Below are 21,334 nucleotides of genomic sequence, written 5' to 3' on the forward strand. Positions count from 1 at the left end.
CGCTGTTCGATGACGGACGGCTACGACTGCTATCAGAATGCTCTGGCCGAGCGGGTCAACGGCATCCTCAAGGGCGAGTTCCTGTTGCAACGTCCCGCTGACCTTGAGCAGGCCGCCAAGATGGTCGAACAGTCGGTTCGCATCTATAACCACGAGCGGCCACATGCCGCTCTGAAATACAAAACGCCCGATGCGGTGCATCGGGCGCTCTAGGGGCTGGATACTGTCAACCTATTCCAGGACTTGACAACCCCCTCTCCCCTCACTCGCTGCACGACACGGTTGCGCCCGACAGACTTCGGACGGACGCCGGCAACGCCGCATTTCCGCTCCGCAGCACAAATGGAAACGGCGGCCATTGGCCGCCGTTGAACGATCGATTGCCCGCATGGGCACGCGTCAATAATCCTGCCGTTCGCGCTCGATGCGCATGCCGCCGTCATGGCGCGCATGCGCGCCGTCGTCGGTCGACCGCTCGCGCATGATCCGCATCACGTCCGGGTTGGTTCGCACGCGCCGCATCACGTTCGCGAGATGCACGCGGTCGCTGACCTGGATCACGAAGCGCAGCACCGTCGATTCGTGAGTCAGATCCTCGTCCATCGCGATATGAACGATGTTCGCGTCGGCCGACGTGATGTCCGCTGCTACGCGCGCAAAAATGCCCTTCGTGTTCTTCACGAGCGCCTTCACCGCGACATCGAACAGGCGGCCCGGCTGCGGCGCCCACTCGACGTCGATCCAGCGGCCCGGATCGCGACGATGAATACGCTGTGCCACGCGACAATCGGTCGTATGAATCGCCATGCCCAGACCGATGCCGATGTAGCCCATGATCGCGTCGCCCGGAATCGGCCGGCAGCATGCCGACAACTGCACGGACATCCCTTCGGTGCCGGTAATCACGACCGGCGGTGCATGATGCGCCGGGTGCCGCTCGGATTTCGGCAGGTCGTCGTCCGCGTCGCGGCCGCTCATCAGCACCTCGATGCGCTTGGCCATCACCGCGGCAACGCGACGGCCGAGGCCGATGTCCGCGAAGATTTCCTGACGGCTCTTGTTGCCCGTCCACTGCACGAGCCGCTCCCACACTTCCGGCTCGACATCGGCCAGCGCGAGGCCGTAGCCCTTCAGGCTCTGGTCGACGAGCCGCTCGCCAAGCTGCACGGACTCGTTCAGGCGCATCGTCTTCAGGTAGTGACGGATCGCCGAGCGCGCCTTGCCGGTGCGCACGAAGCCGAGCCACGCGGGGTTCGGCTTCGAATACGGCGCGGTGATCACCTCGACGATGTCGCCACTCTTCAGCTCGGTGCGCAGCGGCAGCAGCTCGTTGTTGATCTTTACCGCCACGCACTGGTTGCCGAGATCGCTGTGGATCGAATACGCGAAATCGAGCGCCGTCGCGCCGCGCGGCAGCGCCATGATCTTCGACTTCGGCGTAAATACGTAGACCGCGTCGGGGAACAGGTCGATCTTCACGTGCTCGAGGAACTCGCTCGAATCGCCGGCCTCGCTCTGAATATCGAGCAACGACTTCAGCCACTGGTGCGCGCGCTTCTGCACGTCGCTGAGATCCGCACTGCCGTTCTTGTACAGCCAGTGCGCGGCGACCCCCGCCTCGGCAATCTCGTGCATCTTGCGCGTGCGCACCTGAAACTCGATCGGCGCGCCGAACGGGCCGACGAGCGTCGTATGCAGCGACTGATAGCCGTTGATCTTCGGGATCGCGATGTAGTCCTTGAACTTGCCGGGCACGGGCTTGTACAGCGCGTGCAGCGCGCCGATGCACGTGTAGCAGTCGAGCGCGCTCTCGACGACGACGCGAAAGCCGTACACGTCGAGCACCTGCGAGAACGACAGCTGCTTGTCGCGCATTTTCCGGTAGACGCTGTAGATGGTCTTTTCGCGGCCGGTGATCTCGGCGTCGATCTTCGCATCGGCCATCGCGCGCTGCGCGGCCTCGAGGATCTTGCTGATCACTTCGCGGCGATTGCCGCGCGCGGCCTTCACGGCCTTCTCGAGCGTCGCGTAGCGATGCGGGTTGAAGTTCGCGAAGCTCATCTCCTGCAGCTCGCGATACGTGTTGTTCAACCCGAGCCGGTGCGCGATCGGCGCGTAGATGTCGAGCGTTTCCCGCGCGACGCGGCGGCGCTTTTCCATCGGCACCGCGCCGAGCGTGCGCATGTTGTGCAGGCGGTCGGCGAGCTTGACGAGAATGACGCGCACGTCGCGTGCCATCGCGAGCAGCATCTTGCGGAAGTTTTCCGCCTGCGCTTCCTCGCGGCTGCGAAATTCCATCTTGTCGAGCTTCGACAGGCCGTCGACCAATTCGGCGACCTTCGGACCGAACCGCTCGGCAAGCTCGCTCTTGGTCACGCCCTGATCTTCCATCACATCGTGCAGCAGCGCGGCCATCACGGCCTGCGCGTCGAGCTTCCAGCCGGCGCAGATTTCCGCGACGGCGACGGGATGGGTAATGTAGGGCTCGCCACTCTGGCGATATTGACCGAGGTGGGCTTCGTCGCCGAAGTGGAACGCCGCCTTGACCTCTTTGATCTCTTCCGGAGGGAGATACTCGGCAAGCGCGGTTGTCAGTTTCGCGATCGAAACGACACCGTGCTTGCGCGGCTGCTCCGGCGTGGCGGTCGGCCCGAACAGATGCCGAAAGGACTGTTCGAGGACCGCATCGATGTACTGGCGCGCAGGCGACTGGGCCGTGGCTTCGGTGGTCGAATCCGCGGAGGCGGACGATGGGGTGGTGCTCATATTCGCCTCCAGGTCGAGTCGTTGCGCGCGTGGATTACATGGCTGGAACGGGCCGGATGCGCGTTAAACCGGCACCTTCTTCAGCATCTCGACGCCGACCAGGCCGGAGGCGATTTCGCGCAGCGCGACGACGGTCGGCTTGTCGCGGCTTTCGATCTTCGGCGTATGGCCTTGCGCGAGCTGCCGCGCGCGATAGGTGGCGGCGAGCGCCAGTTCGAAGCGATTCGGGATTTGCTTCAGGCAGTCTTCGACGGTAATGCGAGCCATGGTGGTAATTCCTTCTGAATATAGTCCTTATTCTACCTTATGTCCCTCGTCCCCCGCGTCATTCCGCGTGGGGCAGATGGATGCCGAGCTCGATGAACAGCTCCGTGTGTCGCGCGTACTGCGAAGCAAAGCGCAGGCGCGTCGCCGCGACGATGCATTCGAGCTCCGCGAGCGCACGCTCGAAATTCTCGTTGATCACCACGTACTCCGCTTCCGACGCGTGCGCGATCTCGCTGCCGGCGGCAAGCAGGCGCCGCGTGATCACGTTCGGTTCGTCCTGGCCGCGCTTCTTCAGGCGCTCCTCGAGCGCGTCAAGCGACGGCGGCAGGATGAAGATGCCGACCGCGTTGCGGAACTGCTTCTTCACCTGCAGTGCGCCCTGCCAGTCGATCTCGAGCAGCACGTCGTGGCCGTTCTTCATCTGCTCTTCGATCCAGACGCGCGACGTGCCGTAGTAGTTGCCGTGCACTTCCGCGCTCTCGAGGAATTCGTGCGCCGCGTGACGCGTGCGGAAATCCTCGACCGTCGTGAAGTGATAGTGCTGGCCGTCCTGTTCGCCCGGGCGCGGCTTGCGCGTCGTGTACGAGATCGACAGGCAGATGTCGCTGTCCTTCGACAGCAGCGCATTCACGAGCGTCGACTTGCCGGCGCCCGACGGCGCGACGACCATGAACAGGTTGCCGGGATAGACGCCGCCGTGCAGCGAATGCGACGCGTGGCCGTCGCGGGTGGATTCGGTCATGACAGCCTCCGCCGGGCCGCCCCGAGAAGGCTGACCGCCCCCTCGGAGGACAGCGAACGTAGTGAGCGTGGGGGTCGTTTCATCTCGTTTACTCCAGGTTTTGCACTTGCTCGCGCAGTTGCTCGATCAGCAACTTGAGCGCCATCGACGCGTCGGCCAGTTCCTTCGCCGCCGCCTTCGAGCCGAGCGTGTTCGCTTCGCGATTCAGTTCCTGCATCATGAAGTCGAGACGCTTGCCGACGCGGCCGCCCTTCTCGATCACATGGCGCGTTTCGTTCAGGTGCGCGGTGAGCCGCGACAGCTCTTCCGCGATGTCGATCCGGATCCCGTACATCGTCACTTCCTGACGGATGCGCTCCGCGGCTTCCTCGCGCGTCACGATCGGTGCGCTGCCTTCGGGCGCCGCGACGCCGAGCGCTTCCTGCAGCCGCTCGACGATCTTCTGCTGATGCTTCGCGATCAGCTCCGGAACGAGCGGCGTGATGCGCGCGACGATCGCTTCCATCTCGGCGACGTTCGACAGCAGCATCGTCGCCAGTTGCGCGCCTTCGCGCGAACGCACGACGACGAGCTCGCCGATCGCTTCCTTGCCGCATGCGAGCACCGCGTCGCGGATCGCTTCCGCCGACACGCCGCTCTCGGCCAGCACGCCGGGCCAGCGCAGGATCTCGCCCGCGCGCAGACGGCCGACGCCCGGGAACGTGTCGAGCACCGCGCGCTCGAGATCGGCGAGCTGGCCGAGCGCAGACTGGTTCAGCGCGCCCGCGCCGATGCTCTGTTCGCCGCGCTGCAGGTTGATGCGCACGTCGACCTTGCCGCGCGACAGCTTGTTCATCAGCATTTCGCGCAGCGCGGGTTCGCACGCGCGCACGTCGTCCGGCATCCGGAAATTCAGGTCGAGGAAGCGCGAGTTCACGGTGCGCAGTTCGACCGACACGCTGGTGCCGCCGTTGCCGGTGGCCGTCGCGAGTTCGCGCGTCGCGCTCGCGTAGCCCGTCATGCTGTAGATCATGGTTCGTCTCGCCGTCTGGGTGCCCTCGCGGGCGGGGATATGTCGAGGCGCCCGGCGCATCGGAAAGCGCGGGGCGGGAAGCGCGCATTATCCCATTTTTGCAGACCACCCCGCCGGGCAAGCCCGCCGTTCGGCGCTAAAATCGGGGTTTCCTCTTCTTCCGCGATTCCCACATGACGTCCTCCCTTTCCCGCCCGAGCGGCCGCCGCGCCGACGAACTGCGCAAGGTCGCCCTCACGCGCCACTACACGAAACATGCCGAAGGCTCGGTGCTGGTCGAATTCGGCGACACCAAGGTGCTCTGCACCGCGAGCGTCGCCGAACGCGTGCCCGACTTCCTGCGCGACCGCGGGCAAGGCTGGCTGACTGCCGAATACGGGATGCTGCCGCGCGCGACGCATACACGCAGCGACCGCGAAGCCGCGCGCGGCAAGCAGACGGGCCGCACGCAGGAAATTCAGCGCCTGATCGGCCGCGCGCTGCGCGCGGTGTTCGATCTCGAAGCGCTCGGCCCGCGCACGATCCACATCGACTGCGACGTGATCCAGGCCGACGGCGGCACGCGCACGGCGAGCATCACCGGCGCATTCGTCGCCGCGCACGACGCCGTGTCGAAGCTGATCGCAGCCGGCAAGCTCGCGCGCTCGCCGATCACCGACCACGTCGCCGCGATCTCGGTCGGCGTGTACGAAGGCGCGCCGGTGCTCGATCTCGACTACGCGGAAGATTCGCGCTGCGACACCGACATGAACGTCGTGATGACGGGCGCCGGCGGCTTCGTCGAAGTCCAGGGCACGGCCGAAGGCGTGCCGTTCTCGCGTGCCGAGATGAACGCGCTGCTCGACCTCGCGCAGGGCGGGATCGGCGAGCTCGTGCAGTTGCAGAAGGACGTCCTGGGCGCCGGCCATGCCTGACGATCGCACCATCGCGCCGCTGTCGCGCATCGTTCTCGCGTCGAACAACCCCGGCAAGCTGCGCGAATTCACCGCGCTGTTCTCGACGGTCGGCATCGAGATCGTCCCGCAGGGCGACCTTGCGGTGCCCGAGGCGGAAGAGCCGTTCGGCACGTTCATCGAGAACGCGCTGACGAAGGCGCGTCACGCGTCGCGGCTCACCGGGCTGCCGGCGATCGCCGACGATTCGGGCCTGTGCGTGCGCGTGCTGCGCGGCGCGCCGGGCGTCTATTCGGCGCGCTATGCGCAGCGTGCGGGCCGTGACGAGGGCGACGCGGCGAACAACGCGTATCTCGTCGAGCAGTTGCGCGGCGTCGAAGACCGGCGCGCATACTATTGCTGCGTGCTCGCGCTCGTGCGCCATGCGGACGATCCGGAGCCGCTGTTCGCCGAAGGGCGCTGGACGGGCGAAATGGTCGACACGCCGCGCGGCGAGCACGGATTCGGCTACGACCCGTATTTCTACCTGCCGTCGCTCGGCGCGACGGCCGCCGAACTCGAACCGGCCGTGAAGAACACGCACAGCCATCGCGCACTGGCGCTGAAGGCGCTGCTTGCGCGACTCGCGGAGGAAGCATGATTGCGCCCGATACCCATTCGCTGCGGGAGGTTGCATGAGCCAGGCCGCGGAAACCGGCGCGCGCGTCGTCGCGACGTTTACGTCGCCCGGGCAGGTGCGGCTCACGTCGCTGCCGCCGCTCGCGCTGTACGTGCATTTCCCGTGGTGCGTGCGCAAGTGCCCGTACTGCGATTTCAACTCGCATGAGTGGAAAGGCGAACGGTTTCCGGAAACCGAGTATCTCGACGCGTTGCGTGCCGATCTCGAACAGGCGCTGCCGCTCGTGTGGGGACGGCAGGTGCATACCGTGTTCATCGGCGGCGGCACGCCGAGCCTGCTGTCGGCGGCCGGCCTCGACCGGATGCTGTCCGACGTGCGCGCGCTGCTGCCGCTCGACGCCGATGCCGAGATCACGCTCGAGGCGAATCCGGGCACGTTCGAAGCCGCGAAGTTCGCGCAGTTCCGCGCGAGCGGCGTGAATCGCCTGTCGGTCGGCATCCAGAGCTTCAACGAAGCGCACCTGAAGGCGCTCGGCCGGATTCACGACACCGCACAGGCGCGCGCGGCCGTCGAGATCGCCGCGAAGAATTTCGACAACTTCAACCTCGACCTGATGTTCGCGCTGCCGAACCAGACGCTCGACGAATGCCGCACCGACATCGAGACCGCGCTGTCGTTCGCGCCGCCGCATCTGTCGCTGTATCACCTGACACTCGAGCCGAACACGCTGTTCGCGAAGTTTCCGCCCGTCGTCCCCGACGACGACGCGTCGGCCGACATGCAGGAATGGATCCACGCGCGCACGGCCGAGGCCGGTTACGGGCGCTACGAAGTTTCCGCTTATGCAAAGCCGAATCATCAGTGCAAGCACAACCTGAACTACTGGCGCTTCGGCGACTATCTCGGGATCGGTGCGGGCGCACACACGAAGCTGTCGTTCCCGAACCGGATCCTGCGGCAGGCACGCTACAAGCATCCGGCGACCTTCATCGAGCAGGCGATGGCCGGCACGGCCGTGCAGGAAGAGCGTGAAGTCGGCGCGCGCGATCTGCCGTTCGAGTTCATGCTGAACACGCTGCGGCTCGTCGAGGGTTTCCCCGTGCACAGCTTCGCCGAGCGCACGGGCCTGCCGATGAGCACGATCGAGCCGGCGCTGAAGGAAGCGGAACGGCGCGGGCTGATCGCGCGCGATTTCGCGCAGATCGCGCCGACGCCGCTCGGCCAGCGCTTCCTCAACGACCTGCAGGAATTGTTCCTGCGCGACGAGTGAAGAAATGAATGAAGCGGCATTTCGGTTACAATGCCGCCTCGTGTGGAAGCGTGGCCGAGCGGTTTAAGGCACTGGTCTTGAAAACCAGCGACGGGAAACTGTCCGTGAGTTCGAATCTCACCGCTTCCGCCAGGAACTTCGCCAAACCCCGTCCATTCGCCGAATGACGGGGTTTTTGTTTGTCCGCGCCCTCTCCCCCACGTTCCGACGCGTCGCGCCGGATGCCGTTACAATCCCGCGCTCCGATTCGCGAAACGGGAAACCCAAGTCATGAAGCCCTTCATCGTCTCGTCGCTCGTCGCCATGCTGGCCGCCGTCAGCGCGCATGCGACGGCCGACACCGCCTCCGGCAACAACGCGCCCGCGTCGTGCGCGATCGCGTATGTGACCGGCGTCGGTGGCTCGCCGCGCGGCCTGAGCGAATACCTCGCGAGCCCGTCACCCTACAATTACCTGAAGGACAACGATCTCCAGTGCAAGGTGTCGGACGACGGCCGCACGTCGAACTGCACCGGCGTGACCTACCTCCGTAACGAACAGGTCAGCGTGTACGACGATTCCGATCCAGCGACGCTGGCCGTCGTGGCGCGCGTCGAGCTCGACCACGGCCAGAAATACCCCGTGATCATCGTCGTGCAGCGCAAGGACGCGCGCTGCAAGCAATGACGCAGCCACGCGCGCAAACCCGTCGGTCCGGACGGAATGTGCGGCTGCGCCGCGCCGGAGGCTTCCCGGCCGGTCTCTCCATCACCTAGAATTCGTTCAACACGGCGACACGACCGCCGCCGCGTACTCGATGCCGCACGCGCCATCCCTGCGCGCGGCACACGGAGATCGCCATGACCGAACAGTCGACACCGACGGAACACGTCGATTACGAAGGCTTCGAGATCCATGTCGTGCCGGCTGCCGTTCCCGGCAGCGACGCGCGCTACACCTACACCGGTTACGTGTGCCATCCCGGCGTGAACCCCGCGCTGCCCGGCCACGCGGTGCCGTTCCACGCGGACGGAGAGGAAAGCTTCGCGAGCATCGACGAAGCGGCTCGCGAAGCCGTGCACATCGGCAAGAGCATCATCGACGGCACGCACCCCGACCTGTCGGTGCTGTCGCTCGTCACGCACGGCTTCTGAAACAGGCGGGCGATCGCCGCGTGCCCGCGCAGGCCGCGCCTTTCAACCTTGCAACACGCGCACCGGCCCGTGCCTGCCGTGCAGCCATGCGAGCCCGCGCGAGCAGGCTGTCACATGTCACGTCACTTCGCGACGCGAGGTGCACCGCCCCCTCGTCATCAGCAATCGCAACGCACGACATCGCACGTTATACGTTTCTCCCGATAGCGACTCGCGTCAGTACGCCTATCATTTTTTTTATAGTCACTTCTGGCTATCATCCCATGCGCCCCCTTTTCCGTCCGCGCGTCGACCGGCTGCGTGTAGCTGCGCTGGCCGTCGTCGCCCTGCTTGCCGCGTGCACGATCACGCCGCCTTCGTCGCTACGCTCGGTCCTGACGATTCCGTCGGTCATACGCAGCGGGAACCTCGACCAGTATCGCGTCGAGGTCGCGCGGCGTGTCGCCGAACGCAATCCGTCCGGCATGCTGCACGGCACGCCGCAAGCGATGCTCCGTTCGCTCGTCGTCGTGGCCTTCACCGTCGACGGCAGCGGCCGCCTCGTCAACGCGTCCGTCTATCGCAGCAACGGCGACAGCGAGGCGGAAGCGCTCGCGCTCGCGTCGCTGCGCCGCTCGGCACCGCTGCCGGCGCCACCGTCGCGACTGCTCGACGGCAACGGCCGGCTCGAATTGATGGAAGGCTGGCTCTTCAACGACGACGGCCACTTCCAGTTGCAAAGCACGGCCTCCGCACAGGCGCAATCGATCGACTGACTCGCCGCCGCCACGCGATTGCCGGTGCGCGGCGGCGCTGGCTATAATTTCCCGCAATCGCGCGGCCATCACGCCACGCGCGCGTTCGCGCGCCCCACCCGGCATGCGAGCCGACCATGCCGGCACCGGGCGGCGGCGACGTACCCGTCTCCATCGTCGACCGGCAGGTGACGTCCGCGCCACGGCGCACGCCCACGCCGCCACCGCATCATCCGCTCGGCTGCCCCCGGCAGACATCCGCCTGCCCGAGCGCACGCTCAGCCGAGCGCCCCAACGACAAAACGGAGACATTCATGTCCGCATCCCCCCCGGCCGTTGCACACGCAACCGGTTCGGCCGGCGCCGTCAGCCACCGGCGCATCGTGTTCGCAAGCTTCATCGGCACCGCGATCGAGTTCTACGATTTCTACGTGTACGCAACGGCCGCCGCGCTCGTCATCGGCCCCGTATTCTTCCCGCACGGCTCCGCGACCGCACAGGCGCTGTCCGCGTTCGTCACGTTCGGCATCGCGTTCATTGCACGCCCGATCGGCTCGTTCCTGTTCGGGCACTTCGGCGACCGCATCGGCCGCAAGTCGACGCTCGTCGCGTCGCTGCTCGTGATGGGCGTGTCCACCACCGCGATCGGCTTCGTGCCCGGCTACGACGCGATCGGCGCGCTCGCGCCGGTGCTGCTGTGCGTACTGCGCTTCGGCCAGGGGATCGGCCTCGGCGGCGAATGGGGCGGCGCGGCGCTGCTCGCGACCGAGCACGCGCCGCAGGGCAAGCGCGGCTGGTTCGGGATGTTCCCGCAGCTTGGGCCCTCGGTCGGCTTCCTGATGTCGAACGGCCTGTTCTTCGCGCTCGCGCTGTCGCTGTCCGACGAGCAGTTCCGCAGCTGGGGCTGGCGCATCCCGTTCCTGGTCAGCGCGGTGCTCGTCGCGCTCGGCCTGTACGTGCGGCTCAAGATCACCGAAACGCCTGCGTTCCAGGCCGCGCTCGACCGCAACGAGCGCGTGCGCGTCCCGGTCGCGACGCTCGTCACGCAACACTGGCGGCCGACGCTGCTCGGCGCGCTCGCGATGGTCGTCTGCTACACGCTGTTCTATATCTCGACCGTGTTCTCGCTGTCGTACGGCGTGTCGGCGCTGCATATTCCGCGCCAGAGCTTCCTCGGCCTGCTGTGTTTCGCGGTCGTGTTCATGGGACTCGCGACGCCGCTTTCCGCGTGGGCGTCGGACCGCTTCGGCCGCAAGCCGGTGCTCGTCGTGGGCGCGATCGCCGCGCTGCTGTCCGGTTTCGCGATGGAGCCGCTGCTCGGCAGCGGCTCGATGCCGCTCGTCGCGCTGTTCCTGACGATCGAGCTGTTCCTGATGGGCGTGACGTTCGCGCCGATGGGCGCGCTGCTGCCGGAGCTGTTCCCGACCAACGTCCGCTATACGGGCGCGGGCGTCGCGTACAACCTCGGCGGGATCCTGGGCGCGTCGATCGCGCCGTATATCGCGCAACTGCTGGCTGCGCGCGGCGGGCTGTCGTGGGTCGGAGGCTACGTATCGGTCGCGGCGGCGATCAGCCTGGTCGGCGTACTGCTGATGCGCGAAACGCGCGACGCGTCGCTCGTCTGAGACTCCGGGGCGACCCGGGTTGTGCGGCGGCCGGCCCTGCCTATACTCGATCCTGGACGCGCCGCTGCGCGCCCCCGGGACCCCGCCCCGAAGGAGCCGCCGCCATGAACATCCGCCTCGGCAATGCCGATCTCGTCCTGATCCTCGCGCTCGCGCTGGGTGGCGCGCTGCTGCTCGCGCTGCGCTTCCGGCCGAAGACGTGGCGCGGCCTCGTGTTCGAAGCGCTGCTGGCGAATCTGGCGGCCATCGCCGCCGTCATCACGGTCGAGGCGCTGCTCGCCTGAACCGCCCCCGCCCGCTTCGTCAGGCGGTCAGCCGCGCGCGCAGCGCGCCGTAGGCGGGGCCGACCGCATCGATCGCGTGCAGCGCCTGCTCGACGGACGGCATCGCGCCCGGCTCGCCGATCGACAGTGCATTCGGCGCGCCGCCGATGCCGCAATGGTGGCGCGACGTCGCGACGAAAATCATCACGGTCGGCCGCTGCAACGCGTGCGCCATGTGCACGAACCCCGTATCGACCCCCACCACGAGCGCGGCCCGGCCGAGCGCCGCGCCGAGTTCGCGCACCGTCATCGCGGGCAGCACGACCGCCCCCGGCGCCCGCGCGGCGATGTCCTGCGCGTCGTCATGCTCGGCAGCGGATCCCCACGGCAACAGCACGCGCACGCCACGCGCCATCATCTGCGTGGCGAGCGCGGCCCAGTGGTCGGCCGGCCATTTCTTGTCGGGGTTGGACGTCGCATGGAACAGCAGCATGAACGGTGCGCCGTCGGTGACGGCCGCCGGCAGGTTCGCGTCCTGCGGCGGGACGATGCCGTACGTGGCGACGCCTTCGGGTACATAGCCGAGCGCTTCGCCCGCGCTCACGCGCATCCCGTGCCATGCATCGCAGTCCGGCCGCGGGCCGAAACGATGCGAATACGCGAAGCGTGCGCCCGTTTCGCCGAGATCCTGCGTCTGGTAGCCGACGCGGCGCGCAGCACGCGCCAGCACCGAAATGATCGCGCTCTTGTAGACGCCGTGCAGGTCGATGACCGCATCGTAGCGGTGCGCACGCAACGCGCCGATCGACGCCGAGATCGCCTTCAGGTCGCTGGTATTCCGGAGCTTCTTGAAGCGGCGCAGCGGCGCGCAAAGGACGGCGCTGACACCCGGATGCCAGCGCACGACCTCTGCACACGATTCGTCCACGGCCCAGTCGACCGTCACGCCGGGAAAGGCGCGATGCAGATCCGCGACAACCGGCAGCGTCTGGACGACGTCGCCGAGCGACGTCACTTTCACGATTAGGATACGTTTCACGTTTGTGGGGAAGAGCCAGCCATTTGCGCATGCTAGCGACGGATTCGCGCCGCGAACATTACGCGTGAATTACATTTGCAACAAAATACTTCAGGTGCGTAGCATAGCGCGGCTCCGGTCTTTTTATAATCGCCACTTTGCCCCCGGGCCCCATCGATGCCACGCCCCGCCCTTCCCGCCCTGTTTCCCGCTCTCACCCGTCGCTCGCTTCGCATCTGGCGCCAGTACGGCGTATTCTGGCTCGGCGCGATCGTCGTCGGCCTCGCAGCCGTGCTCTACGCGCGGCTGATCGACTGGGGCTACGAGACCTTCCGCGCGATGCGCGATCATGCCGTGTGGCTGCCGCTGCTGCTGACGCCGGCCATTGCCGCCGCGTCGGCGTGGATCACACGCCGGTTCTTCCGCGGCGCGGAGGGCAGCGGCATCCCGCAGGTGATCGCGACGCTGCATGCGCGCCCGAGCGCGTTCGGCGCCCGGCTGCTGACGCTGCGCATCCTGTTCGGCAAGGTGCTGATCTCGTTCCTCGGCATCCTGGGCGGCTTCACGATCGGGCGCGAGGGGCCGACCGTGCAGGTCGGCGCGGCGCTGATGTTCAACCTGCGGCGCTTCTACCCTCGCTCGAACGCGCAGATCGAACGCCAGCTGGTGCTTGCCGGCGCGGCGGCCGGGCTGTCGGCCGCGTTCAATACGCCGCTCGCCGGGATCGTGTTCGCGATCGAGGAGCTGACGCGCAGCTTCTCCGCGCGCGCCAGCGGCGTGCTGATCACCGCCATCATCCTCGCCGGCGTGGTCGCGCTCGGCCTGAACGGCAACTACACGTATTTCGGCACGATCGACGCCGGCCCTCACTTCCCGAAGCTGCTGGCACTCGCGGTGCTGGTCACCGCGATCGTGACGGGCATCGCGGGCGGCCTGTTCTGCTGGCTGCTGCTCAACACCGGACGCTGGCTACCCGCGCAACTGCTGGGCCTGTATCGCGAACGGCCGATCAAGTTCGCCGCGCTGTGCGGCTTCACGATCGCCGTCGTCGGCCTCGTATCCGGCGGCACGACCTTCGGCAGCGGCTATGCCGAGGCGCGCGGCCTGCTCGACGGCAGCCAGCACCTGTCGGTGTTCTACCCGTTCCTGAAGATGGTATCGATGGTCGCGTCGTACCTGCCGGGCATCCCGGGCGGGATCTTCGCGCCGTCGCTGTCGATCGGCGCCGGGTTCGGCAACCTGCTGCACATCGTGTTCAGCAACATGAACCTGCCGATGCTGATCGCGCTCGCGATGGTCGGCTATCTCGCGGCCGTCACGCAGTCGCCGATCACGTCGTTCGTGATCGTGATGGAGATGATCAACGGTCACGCGCTCGTGATTTCGCTGATGGCCACCGCGTTGGTGTCGAGCCGCGTGTCGCGCTTTTTCGCACCGCCGCTCTACGAAACGCTCGCGCAGCGCTATCTCGCGCCGCCCGTCACGGCCACCGAGCACGTCGCGGCAACCGCGACGGGCGCGGCGGCGACAGGCGTCACCGAGCCGCAGGACGCGACCGCCGCGCCCGCCGATCCGCTCGATACGCTGCGCGACGAAGGCAGCGACGAGCCGGCCGCCGCGACGCCGGGCGCCGACGCAGCGGCCGCGCCGGCGCCGCACGACGGCGGGCCGGCTGCGGCCGGCGCACACGACCCGGCACGACCCGGCCCGCGCGACGCTCAGTAGATCACGACGGGCGCCGGCCGGTAGTAGACGGGCCGCGCCGGCACGACGATGCACCCGGCCAGCGTGATCGCGACGAGCGCAATGGCGATGGCGGTTCTTTTCATCACGCGCCTCCGTCATGCCCAGTGGCCACGGGTCCAGAACCAGTTCGGACCGCGCTGGTTCCAGTGGCCCGGCACCCATTGCATGCCGACGCGCTCGGCTTCCCAGTGACCGCCGATCCACGCGTAGCGGCCATGATCCCAGTGCCAGTGCCCGCGCTCCCACACATATCCCACCCGTGCGGTCGGCACGACCTCGTAGCGCACCGGCGGCGGCGCGTTCGGCGCGACGACGACGATTTCCTCGGTGCGGACGGCGACCGGCTCGGCGATGACCACGCGCCCCTGCTGCGCGATCACGGGCGTGCCGACGAGAATCTCGTCCGCATGCGCGGCAAACGGCGCGACGACGGCTGACAGGCCCGCGGCAAACAGCGCGAGCGAAACGATACGACGTTGAACGGTAGAGACAGCCATCACAACCTCCTGGTTGAACAAGTAACGCGAGCGTATTCGTTCAATGCGGGAGGGTCGATTACGGCCGACAGACGCCGTGTTACGGCGTGCCCGAAAGTGCAACAGGGCGTAAGACGCGCACGGCGGCAGCAGCCGCCGTGCGGAGGGACACCGGCAAGGGTCAGGCTTGCGGGATCTCGATCTTCACTTCGAGGACTTCGAGGTCGTCCTGGCGCTCGAGGCTCACGCGGATGTCATCGTTCGAAATACGGACGTACTTCGAGATGACCGCGACCAGCTCCTTCTGCAGCGCCGGCAGGTAATCGGCCGGCGGCCGGCCGCCAACCCGCTCGTGCGCGATGATGAGCTGCAGGCGCTCCTTCGCGACCGATGCGGACTTCTTCTTCTCGCCGAGGAGAAACGAAAGGATGGACATGGGCGGCCTCCGTTACTTGCTGCCGAAGAGGCGCTGCAGCAGGCCCGGCTTCTGGTAATCGGTGAAGCGCAGCGGCTTGTCCTCGCCGAGGAAGCGAGCGACGACGTCCTTGTACGCTTCCGCAACGTCGGTGCCGTCGATATGCACGGCCGGCAAACCCTGGTTCGAAGCGTGCAGCACGGCTTCCGACTCGGGCACCACGCCGATCAGCTTGATGCGCAGGATCTCGCTGATGTCCTCGAGCGACAGCATCTCGCCTTCGCTCACGCGCTTCGGGCTGTAACGCGTGATCAGCAGGTGCTCCTTGATGGGCTCCTTGCCTTCGCTCCCGCGCTTCGTCTTCGACGACAGGATGCCGAGAATGCGGTCCGAGTCGCGCACCGACGACACTTCCGGGTTCGTGACGATCAGCGCTTCATCCGCGAAGTACATCGCGTGCAGCGCGCCGGCTTCGATACCGGCCGGCGAATCGCAGACGATGTATTCGAAGTCCATCGCGACGAGGTCGTTCAGTACCTTCTCGACGCCGTCGCGCGTCAGCGCATCCTTGTCGCGCGTCTGCGACGCCGGCAGGATGAACAGGTTCTCGCACTTCTTGTCCTTGATCAGCGCCTGGTTCAGGTTCGCTTCGCCCTGGATCACGTTCACGAGGTCGTACACCACGCGCCGCTCGCAGCCCATGATGAGGTCGAGGTTGCGCAGGCCGACGTCAAAGTCGATCACGGCCGTCTTGTGGCCACGCAGCGCGATACCGGACGCGAAGCTCGCGCTCGTCGTCGTCTTGCCAACGCCGCCCTTGCCCGAGGTCACCACGATGATTTTTGCCATTTACCCAATACCCTGTGTTCGTCAATGAGAGCCGATCGATCCGGAGCGCACCGCGTGAATTACGTCAGGCGCAGCGGTTCAATCATCAGTTTTTCCTCTTCGAGCCGGATCTGCACCGACTTGCCCAGTACGTCGGTGGGCAGCGGGTTCTCGGTTGTTCGATAGATACCCGCGATCGAAATCAGTTCCGGTTCGAGACACGTGCAGAAAATGCGCGCGTCGTGATTGCCGTGCACGCCCGCGAGTGCGCGGCCGCGCAACGGCGCGTAGATGTGGATATTGCCTTCCGCGATGATCTCCGCGCCGTGACTGACCGGCGCGAGCACCACGAGGTCTCCTTTCGCGTAAATCTGCTGCCCGGAACGCAACGGCCGGTCGATCACGAGCGTCTGGCCGCCCGACTGCAACAGCGTCGGCGCCGGCTCGGACGACGGTTCGGGCGCCGCTGCGGCTGCCGCAGCGGCGGCCTCGACGACGGGTGCCGGCATCGGTTCCGCTTCGTCGGCATGCTTCGCGGTCGGCGCGCGGCGATCGCGCGCCTCGAGCAACGGCAGGCCGGCTTCCCCCGCCCAGCCCTGCGTCGCCAATGCGACGACGCCCACCGGGCGCATCCGCACGTCGTTCAGCATCTGGCGGATGTCCGCGAGCGCGACGCGTTCGCCGTCAGCCAGGCGGCGCACGTCGATCGCGACGACATCGTCGGCGAAAAATTCGGGGGTCGCTTCGAAGCGCTTGACCAGTTCGGTACGCAACGCATCGAGATCGGTCGTCTTCACGGTGAACAGCAACGTATCGACCGATCCGCTGCGCAGCTCGAAGAATGGCGATTTTTTAAGCGACATGGACACTCTGCAAAAATTTTTGCGTATTTTACAGGCGTCCACGCGCGCGGCCATTATTTTTGGGACTCGGGGTTGCCACGGCCCGGGCGGGCGCGCACCCGGCAGGCTGGCGGGCAAAGGGGCGGCCGGGCCCTCATCGCGCCGCGCGGCCCGTGTTTTGACGTCGCGTCAGGGTTTCACCTGCGACACGAACAGCGATTTCATCGCGCCGGGCATCCGCGCGATCGGTGCATGTTCGCCGGTGTTGCCGAAACCCGCACGCTCGTAGAAACGGATCGCGTTGCGGTTCGCATCGGCAATCCATGCGTAGACGTCGTTGGCGCCGCGCTCGGCGAGCCACGCGGTGGCCGTTTCCAGCAGCAACACGCCGCCGCGCAGATGGCGCACCGCGTGCGCGACCCACAGCTCGCTGACGAATGCACGCCGCTCGGGCGTGTTGTCGAAGTACGCGCCGATCATGCCGGCCGGATGGCCTTCGGTGTACAGCAGGAAAGTCGTCGACTCGTCGGACACGGCGCGCTGCGCGGCGATCGCCGACGCTGCGTCCGTTTCGACGTTCAGCAATTCGGCCTCCGGCGCTTCGCCGGGCGCATAGGGCTCACGCAGCGATGCGGCGCGGAGTTCGCGATACACGCCGCCCTGTTCGGCAGCGATACGACGAACGGTCAAGGTCGAACTCATGCAGGTACAGCCCCCTTCGGACAGCAAGCTATTAGCTTCAACCGAAAGCAGGGCACGAGTCAAATCGTTATTTTCAAACGGCGGCGCGAATCGAAAGGCAGCAGGCGCCTGCAGCGGCGGGGCCGGCCGCCGATGTGCAGGTGCAGCATCGTCAGCTCGATGCGTGCCGTCGGACGACGACCAGGACCGCTTCGTTCAATGCCACGTCCCGTTCGCCTTGCGATGCGCGGCAGGCGCGTTTCGAATCGCTTCGCGTTTCGCCCGGGAGATCGTAACGATCCGTAATATATACAACCAAAAAGCGCCTCCTGCCGACACTCTCCCCGCTCTGCTTATTGCGACGCACCATTTGTTGTGAACCCGCGGGGCGACGCCCACGCGCGTCACGTCGCACCATTCATCTGACAAACATGCGGATCGCACGGGCCGACCCGGCCTCCCCCCGCATGTTTCAATCAGCGCGTGCCGGCCCTTCCTGGCATGCGCCGCACGCGCCCCTCCGTTTGGAGCCTCGAGCCTAGCGCCGGAGTTTGGCAAGCGTGCGCATGGGTCGTATAACAGGCAGAACCGGGCAACGATCCGGTGCCGCCGCGCGCGCGTCGCGGACCGACGAGGATTCGAACAACCGTGCATGCGGCCGCCCCCGGGCCGGCCGACAGGAGGGAGACAATGGCAATGACCGACGGATCGGCTTCGAGCTGGTCGGATGGCAAGCGTTACCTGTGGCTGCTCGGCGCGCTGACGATCACGCTGCCGATCCTCGCCGCCCAGCTCGCGCTGTCGACGGGCCTTCACGTGTTCTGGTGGTTCGGCCCGCTGTTCGCGTTCGGCGTGATCCCGATCCTCGACACGCTGATCGGCGACGATCGCGACAATCCGCCCGAGGCCGTCGTGCCGCACCTCGAACGGGAGCGCTATTACCGGTTCATCGTCTATCTCGCGACCTTCGTCGAATACGTCGCGTTCTTCACGTGCGTGTGGATCGTCGGCACGCATGCGCTCGCGTGGTACGACTACGTCGGCTTCGCGCTGTCGCTCGGCACCGCGACCGGCATCTCGATCAATACCGCGCACGAGCTCGGGCACAAGACCAACCGCTTCGAGCGCTGGCTCGCGAAGATCACGCTCGCGCCGGTCGCGTACGGCCACTTCTACGTCGAGCACAACCGCGGTCACCACGTGCGCGTCGCGACGGCCGAGGATCCGGCGAGCGCGCGCTACGGCGAGTCGTTCTGGGCGTTCCTGCCGCGCACCGTGACCGGCAGCATCCGCTCGGCGTGGCGGCTCGAAAAGGCACGCCTCGAACGGCTCGGGCATTCGCCGTGGACCTGGCGCAACGAGGTGCTGCACGCATGGGCGATGACCGTCGTCGTGTGGGGCATCGCGATCGCGATGGCCGGCAACGCGGCGATCCCGTTCCTCGTGATCCAGGCCGTCTACGGCGCGTCGCTGCTCGAAGTCGTGAACTACGTCGAGCACTACGGGCTCGGCCGCCGCAAGCTGCCGAGCGGCCGCTACGAACGCTGCACGCCGCAGCATTCGTGGAACAGCAACCACGTCGTTACCAACCTGTTCCTGTACCAGTTGCAACGGCACGCCGATCATCACGCGAATCCGACGCGCTCGTACCAGGCGCTGCGCCACTTCGATGATGCGCCGCAACTGCCGGCCGGCTACGCGACGATGATCCTGTTCGCGTATGTGCCGCCGCTCTGGTATCGCGTGATGAATCCGCGCGTCGTCGCGCACTACGGCGGCGACATGGCGCAATCGAACATCAAGCCGTCGATCCGCGCCAGGGTGCTCGCGCAGTATCCGGCCGCGGCGTGATCGCGGGTGACGGGCCGGTGGAAGTTGACGCCTGTGCGCGACGTCGCGCGCCGCTGAAAGCCGTCGCCGCACCAGCCTCCCGGTTCCGTCGAAGTCCGGCGCGACGGCGACGCCGTCACGCCATTTCCGGCAGCCTGAACACGGCCACCGCGTGCCGCAGTGCGCTCGCCTGCTCGGCCAGCGCCTGCGTCGCAGCCGATGCCTGCTCGACGAGCGCCGCGTTGCGCTGCGTCGCTTCATCCATCTGCGTCACCGCGACGTTCACCTGCTGGATGCCGCCGCTCTGCTCCTGCGACGCGGACGATATCTCGCCGACGATCGTCGTGACCCGCTGCACCGCGCCCACGATCTCGTGAATCGATTCGCCCGCGCGGCCGATCAGCACGGCGCCCTCGTCGACCCGCTGCGTCGATTGCTCGATCAACCCCTTGATCTCCTTCGCGGCGGCGGCGCTGCGCTGCGCGAGCGTGCGCACCTCCGCCGCGACGACCGCGAAGCCGCGCCCCTGTTCGCCCGCGCGGGCCGCCTCGACTGCCGCATTCAGCGCGAGGATGTTGGTCTGGAACGCGATACCGTCGATCACCGCGATGATCTCGCCGACTTTCGCCGCGCTGTCGGCGATGCCGTTCATCGTGTCGACGGCGTCCGTCATCACGCCGCCGCCCGCTGACGCGATATTCGACGCGTCGCGTGCAAGCTGCGCCGCGTGCTGCGCGTGCTCGGCCGACTGACGCACGCTGTCCGTGAGTTCGGTCATGCTGGCGGCCGTCTCCTCGAGCGACGCAGCCTGCGCCTCGGTGCGCGACGACAGGTCGTGATTGCCCGACGCGATCTGCGCGCTTGCCGTCGCAACGGCTTCGGCATGCGTACGCACTTCAAGCACGACACCCGACAGGCTTGCCTGCATCGCCTGCAGCGCGCGCAGCAGGTCGGCGATCTCGTCGCGGCCGGTTGCATCGACATCGCGCGTCAGGTCGCCTTCGGCGACGGCCTGCGCGCACGCCACCGCACGGTCGAGCGGACGCAGGATCGCGCGGCTGAACAGGAATGCGCCGACCATCGCGACGCCGAGCACGACCAGCATCAGCGCGAGGCTCGCGGTAGTCGCACGCTGCGCGTCGCGGCTCGCCTGCGCCGACACGGCGGCGCTCTCGTCGGCGATCGACTTCGCTGCCCGCTCCAGCAGCGCCGCGGGCTCACGGTCGACGCCAGCCACGGCGGCGTCGCCGGCCGACGGCTCGAAGCCGGCGGCCTTGAACGCGTCGAAACCGCGCCGGTACCCGTCGCCCATCGCCGTGTGTGCGCGCATGAACTGCTCGACGAGCGAGCGGCTCTCGCCGGGCGGCAACTGACGGACGAGCTGCGCGGCGAGCGAATCGACCGTCCGCTCGCGCGTCTGGAACGCCTGCCAGTACCGGTCGAGCTTGTCGGGCTGCTTGCCGCGCAACAGCGTGTCCTTCCATTCCTGCACCTGCAGCTTGAACTGCACGAGCGTGGCCGACGCGAGCCGCTCGTCGCCGACGTTCGTCTGCACGTCTTCGGCGAACGTATCGATCGACCGATTGAGAATGTGGATACCGTACAGCGCACCTCCGAACATCAGCAGCAGCGCGACGGCGAATGCGAGGGGAATCTTGTAGCTCAGCTTCATGGAACCTTGAATCGACGGGGAACGATGCGGCCCGGCACGAGCGCCGGCCACCGCACCGTGTTAACGGCGCGGGAAGCGAAGGCTTAAAGCTGAGGAAAGCGGCGGGGGCGCAGTGCGGGCTGGGTCAGGTCGGATGCGTCGCACGTGGCCGGGATGTCGCGGCAGTGCGCGGGCCCGCCACCCAGCGATACATGGCGGGTCAGCGGAAGCCGAGCAACGCATCGAACCGGATGAGATCGGCCTCGATCGACAGTGGTGCGAGCGTGACGCACCGGTAGTCGAGCACCACGACCGCCTGGCTACAAGCGGCAATCGACACACACGCCGCGGACCCAAAACGAAAAACCCCTTGATCCTTCCGGATCAAGGGGCTTCGTATTTTGGCGGAGAGGGTGGGATTCGAACCCACGGTACGGGGAAACCGTACGCCTGATTTCGAGTCAGGTACATTCGACCACTCTGCCACCTCTCCTTCCTTGCTGCATTTCCCGGCTGGTCGTTT

At 66.9% G+C, this 21,334-nt stretch carries 22 protein-coding genes and 2 tRNA genes; 12 read left to right on the forward strand and 12 right to left on the reverse strand.

Going from position 1 to position 21,334, the window contains the following annotated elements; genetic code table 11:
• Positions 1-213 (forward strand): integrase core domain-containing protein (locus BFF94_RS31970; protein WP_219139647.1); only part of this gene is annotated, 213 nt, incomplete at its 5' end.
• Positions 214-399: 186 nt separating this feature from the next.
• On the opposite strand, the gene BFF94_RS31975 is transcribed toward BFF94_RS31970, so the two are convergent.
• From BFF94_RS31975 to BFF94_RS31990, 4 genes are all read right to left on the reverse strand, one after another.
• Positions 400-2,766, reverse strand: a complete 2,367-nt coding sequence (locus BFF94_RS31975) for a RelA/SpoT family protein (RefSeq protein ID WP_128842566.1) — start codon at positions 2,764-2,766, stop codon at positions 400-402.
• 63 nt (positions 2,767-2,829) lie between these two features.
• Positions 2,830-3,033: a DNA-directed RNA polymerase subunit omega gene (gene rpoZ, locus BFF94_RS31980; RefSeq protein ID WP_006750851.1), complete on the reverse strand. Its 204-nt coding sequence runs from the start codon at positions 3,031-3,033 to the stop codon at positions 2,830-2,832.
• 58 nt (positions 3,034-3,091) lie between these two features.
• The gene (gene gmk, locus BFF94_RS31985; RefSeq protein ID WP_128842567.1) at positions 3,092-3,775 is read right to left on the reverse strand and encodes a guanylate kinase; all 684 of its coding nucleotides are present in this window, start codon (positions 3,773-3,775) and stop codon (positions 3,092-3,094) included.
• A gap of 88 nt (positions 3,776-3,863) precedes the next feature.
• Positions 3,864-4,787: a YicC/YloC family endoribonuclease gene (locus BFF94_RS31990; protein ID WP_128842568.1), complete on the reverse strand. Its 924-nt coding sequence runs from the start codon at positions 4,785-4,787 to the stop codon at positions 3,864-3,866.
• Between the two features lie 173 nt (positions 4,788-4,960).
• On the opposite strand from BFF94_RS31990, the gene rph reads away from it, so the two are divergent.
• The 9 genes from rph to BFF94_RS32035 all read left to right on the forward strand — a co-directional run bounded on the left by rph (position 4,961) and on the right by BFF94_RS32035 (position 11,345).
• Positions 4,961-5,701, forward strand: a complete 741-nt coding sequence (gene rph, locus BFF94_RS31995; RefSeq protein WP_128842569.1) for a ribonuclease PH — start codon at positions 4,961-4,963, stop codon at positions 5,699-5,701.
• Positions 5,694-6,320, forward strand: coding sequence for an RdgB/HAM1 family non-canonical purine NTP pyrophosphatase (gene rdgB, locus BFF94_RS32000; RefSeq protein ID WP_128842570.1), 627 nt, complete (start codon positions 5,694-5,696; stop codon positions 6,318-6,320). The genes rph and rdgB overlap by 8 nt, the downstream gene beginning before the upstream one ends.
• 34 nt (positions 6,321-6,354) lie before the next feature.
• Positions 6,355-7,569, forward strand: a complete 1,215-nt coding sequence (gene hemW / locus BFF94_RS32005) for a radical SAM family heme chaperone HemW (RefSeq protein ID WP_128842571.1) — start codon at positions 6,355-6,357, stop codon at positions 7,567-7,569.
• A 44-nt stretch (positions 7,570-7,613) separates the two neighbouring features.
• A tRNA-Ser gene (locus tag BFF94_RS32010) sits at positions 7,614-7,701 on the forward strand.
• A gap of 138 nt (positions 7,702-7,839) precedes the next feature.
• Positions 7,840-8,235 carry a hypothetical protein gene (locus BFF94_RS32015; RefSeq protein ID WP_128842572.1) on the forward strand — a complete coding sequence of 132 codons (396 nt, stop codon included), beginning with the start codon at positions 7,840-7,842 and terminating at the stop codon, positions 8,233-8,235.
• 173 nt (positions 8,236-8,408) lie between these two features.
• Positions 8,409-8,702, forward strand: a complete 294-nt coding sequence (locus BFF94_RS32020) for a hypothetical protein (protein WP_128842573.1) — start codon at positions 8,409-8,411, stop codon at positions 8,700-8,702.
• A 263-nt stretch (positions 8,703-8,965) separates the two neighbouring features.
• A complete protein-coding gene (locus BFF94_RS32025) occupies positions 8,966-9,457 on the forward strand; it encodes an energy transducer TonB family protein (protein ID WP_128842574.1) in 492 nt (163 codons plus the stop codon).
• Between the two features lie 293 nt (positions 9,458-9,750).
• On the forward strand, positions 9,751-11,061 hold the full coding sequence (locus BFF94_RS32030) for an MFS transporter (protein WP_128842575.1): 1,311 nt from the start codon (positions 9,751-9,753) through the stop codon (positions 11,059-11,061).
• Positions 11,062-11,165: 104 nt separating this feature from the next.
• Positions 11,166-11,345, forward strand: a complete 180-nt coding sequence (locus tag BFF94_RS32035; protein WP_034182977.1) for a hypothetical protein — start codon at positions 11,166-11,168, stop codon at positions 11,343-11,345.
• A gap of 19 nt (positions 11,346-11,364) precedes the next feature.
• On the opposite strand, the gene waaC is transcribed toward BFF94_RS32035, so the two are convergent.
• On the reverse strand, positions 11,365-12,363 hold the full coding sequence (gene waaC / locus BFF94_RS32040; RefSeq protein WP_219140247.1) for a lipopolysaccharide heptosyltransferase I: 999 nt from the start codon (positions 12,361-12,363) through the stop codon (positions 11,365-11,367).
• A 156-nt stretch (positions 12,364-12,519) separates the two neighbouring features.
• Between waaC and BFF94_RS32045 the strand changes: the two genes are divergently transcribed.
• On the forward strand, positions 12,520-14,067 hold the full coding sequence (locus BFF94_RS32045; RefSeq protein ID WP_219140248.1) for a chloride channel protein: 1,548 nt from the start codon (positions 12,520-12,522) through the stop codon (positions 14,065-14,067).
• A 116-nt stretch (positions 14,068-14,183) separates the two neighbouring features.
• Here the strand turns inward: BFF94_RS32045 and BFF94_RS32050 are convergent, their stop codons facing one another.
• The 5 genes from BFF94_RS32050 to BFF94_RS32070 form a co-directional block, all read right to left on the reverse strand.
• Positions 14,184-14,585, reverse strand: coding sequence for a YXWGXW repeat-containing protein (locus BFF94_RS32050; protein WP_128846445.1), 402 nt, complete (start codon positions 14,583-14,585; stop codon positions 14,184-14,186).
• A gap of 160 nt (positions 14,586-14,745) precedes the next feature.
• Positions 14,746-15,000 (reverse strand): cell division topological specificity factor MinE, encoded by a 255-nt coding sequence (gene minE / locus BFF94_RS32055; protein ID WP_006750836.1) that lies wholly within the window; start codon positions 14,998-15,000, stop codon positions 14,746-14,748.
• A 12-nt stretch (positions 15,001-15,012) separates the two neighbouring features.
• Complete coding sequence (minD, locus tag BFF94_RS32060) at positions 15,013-15,828, reverse strand: septum site-determining protein MinD (protein WP_128846443.1); 816 nt, start codon at positions 15,826-15,828, stop codon at positions 15,013-15,015.
• A gap of 59 nt (positions 15,829-15,887) precedes the next feature.
• The gene (gene minC, locus BFF94_RS32065; protein WP_219140257.1) at positions 15,888-16,670 is read right to left on the reverse strand and encodes a septum site-determining protein MinC; all 783 of its coding nucleotides are present in this window, start codon (positions 16,668-16,670) and stop codon (positions 15,888-15,890) included.
• 168 nt (positions 16,671-16,838) lie between these two features.
• Positions 16,839-17,351 carry a GNAT family N-acetyltransferase gene (locus tag BFF94_RS32070; protein ID WP_162285569.1) on the reverse strand — a complete coding sequence of 171 codons (513 nt, stop codon included), beginning with the start codon at positions 17,349-17,351 and terminating at the stop codon, positions 16,839-16,841.
• Between the two features lie 669 nt (positions 17,352-18,020).
• On the opposite strand from BFF94_RS32070, the gene BFF94_RS32075 reads away from it, so the two are divergent.
• Positions 18,021-19,181 carry an alkane 1-monooxygenase gene (locus BFF94_RS32075; protein WP_128846438.1) on the forward strand — a complete coding sequence of 387 codons (1,161 nt, stop codon included), beginning with the start codon at positions 18,021-18,023 and terminating at the stop codon, positions 19,179-19,181.
• Between the two features lie 115 nt (positions 19,182-19,296).
• Here BFF94_RS32075 and BFF94_RS32080 read toward each other — a convergent pair whose 3' ends face one another.
• Positions 19,297-20,832, reverse strand: a complete 1,536-nt coding sequence (locus BFF94_RS32080) for a methyl-accepting chemotaxis protein (RefSeq protein ID WP_219140249.1) — start codon at positions 20,830-20,832, stop codon at positions 19,297-19,299.
• Between the two features lie 381 nt (positions 20,833-21,213).
• A tRNA-Ser gene (locus tag BFF94_RS32085) sits at positions 21,214-21,304 on the reverse strand.
• Positions 21,305-21,334: the final 30 nt, after the last annotated feature.

Source organism: Burkholderia catarinensis (assembly GCF_001883705.2).
Taxonomy (GTDB): Bacteria; Pseudomonadota; Gammaproteobacteria; order Burkholderiales; family Burkholderiaceae; genus Burkholderia; species Burkholderia catarinensis.

Bases quoted from the DNA above. Each gene is read 5' to 3' on its own strand.
- gmk (WP_128842567.1), bottom strand. From the start codon at position 3,775: ATGACCGAATCCACCCGCGACGGCCACGCGTCGCATTCGCTGCACGGC.
- BFF94_RS32020 (WP_128842573.1), top strand. From the start codon at position 8,409: ATGACCGAACAGTCGACACCGACGGAACACGTCGATTACGAAGGCTTC.
- BFF94_RS32015 (WP_128842572.1), top strand. From the start codon at position 7,840: ATGAAGCCCTTCATCGTCTCGTCGCTCGTCGCCATGCTGGCCGCCGTC.
- BFF94_RS32030 (WP_128842575.1), top strand. From the start codon at position 9,751: ATGTCCGCATCCCCCCCGGCCGTTGCACACGCAACCGGTTCGGCCGGC.
- minE (WP_006750836.1), bottom strand. From the start codon at position 15,000: ATGTCCATCCTTTCGTTTCTCCTCGGCGAGAAGAAGAAGTCCGCATCG.
- BFF94_RS32025 (WP_128842574.1), top strand. From the start codon at position 8,966: ATGCGCCCCCTTTTCCGTCCGCGCGTCGACCGGCTGCGTGTAGCTGCG.
- rdgB (WP_128842570.1), top strand. From the start codon at position 5,694: ATGCCTGACGATCGCACCATCGCGCCGCTGTCGCGCATCGTTCTCGCG.
- hemW (WP_128842571.1), top strand. From the start codon at position 6,355: ATGAGCCAGGCCGCGGAAACCGGCGCGCGCGTCGTCGCGACGTTTACG.
- BFF94_RS32070 (WP_162285569.1), bottom strand. From the start codon at position 17,351: ATGAGTTCGACCTTGACCGTTCGTCGTATCGCTGCCGAACAGGGCGGC.
- BFF94_RS32045 (WP_219140248.1), top strand. From the start codon at position 12,520: ATGCCACGCCCCGCCCTTCCCGCCCTGTTTCCCGCTCTCACCCGTCGC.
- BFF94_RS32035 (WP_034182977.1), top strand. From the start codon at position 11,166: ATGAACATCCGCCTCGGCAATGCCGATCTCGTCCTGATCCTCGCGCTC.
- BFF94_RS31990 (WP_128842568.1), bottom strand. From the start codon at position 4,787: ATGATCTACAGCATGACGGGCTACGCGAGCGCGACGCGCGAACTCGCG.
- BFF94_RS31975 (WP_128842566.1), bottom strand. From the start codon at position 2,766: ATGAGCACCACCCCATCGTCCGCCTCCGCGGATTCGACCACCGAAGCC.
- BFF94_RS32075 (WP_128846438.1), top strand. From the start codon at position 18,021: ATGGCAATGACCGACGGATCGGCTTCGAGCTGGTCGGATGGCAAGCGT.
- BFF94_RS32080 (WP_219140249.1), bottom strand. From the start codon at position 20,832: ATGAAGCTGAGCTACAAGATTCCCCTCGCATTCGCCGTCGCGCTGCTG.
- rph (WP_128842569.1), top strand. From the start codon at position 4,961: ATGACGTCCTCCCTTTCCCGCCCGAGCGGCCGCCGCGCCGACGAACTG.
- minD (WP_128846443.1), bottom strand. From the start codon at position 15,828: ATGGCAAAAATCATCGTGGTGACCTCGGGCAAGGGCGGCGTTGGCAAG.
- rpoZ (WP_006750851.1), bottom strand. From the start codon at position 3,033: ATGGCTCGCATTACCGTCGAAGACTGCCTGAAGCAAATCCCGAATCGC.
- BFF94_RS32050 (WP_128846445.1), bottom strand. From the start codon at position 14,585: ATGGCTGTCTCTACCGTTCAACGTCGTATCGTTTCGCTCGCGCTGTTT.
- minC (WP_219140257.1), bottom strand. From the start codon at position 16,670: ATGTCGCTTAAAAAATCGCCATTCTTCGAGCTGCGCAGCGGATCGGTC.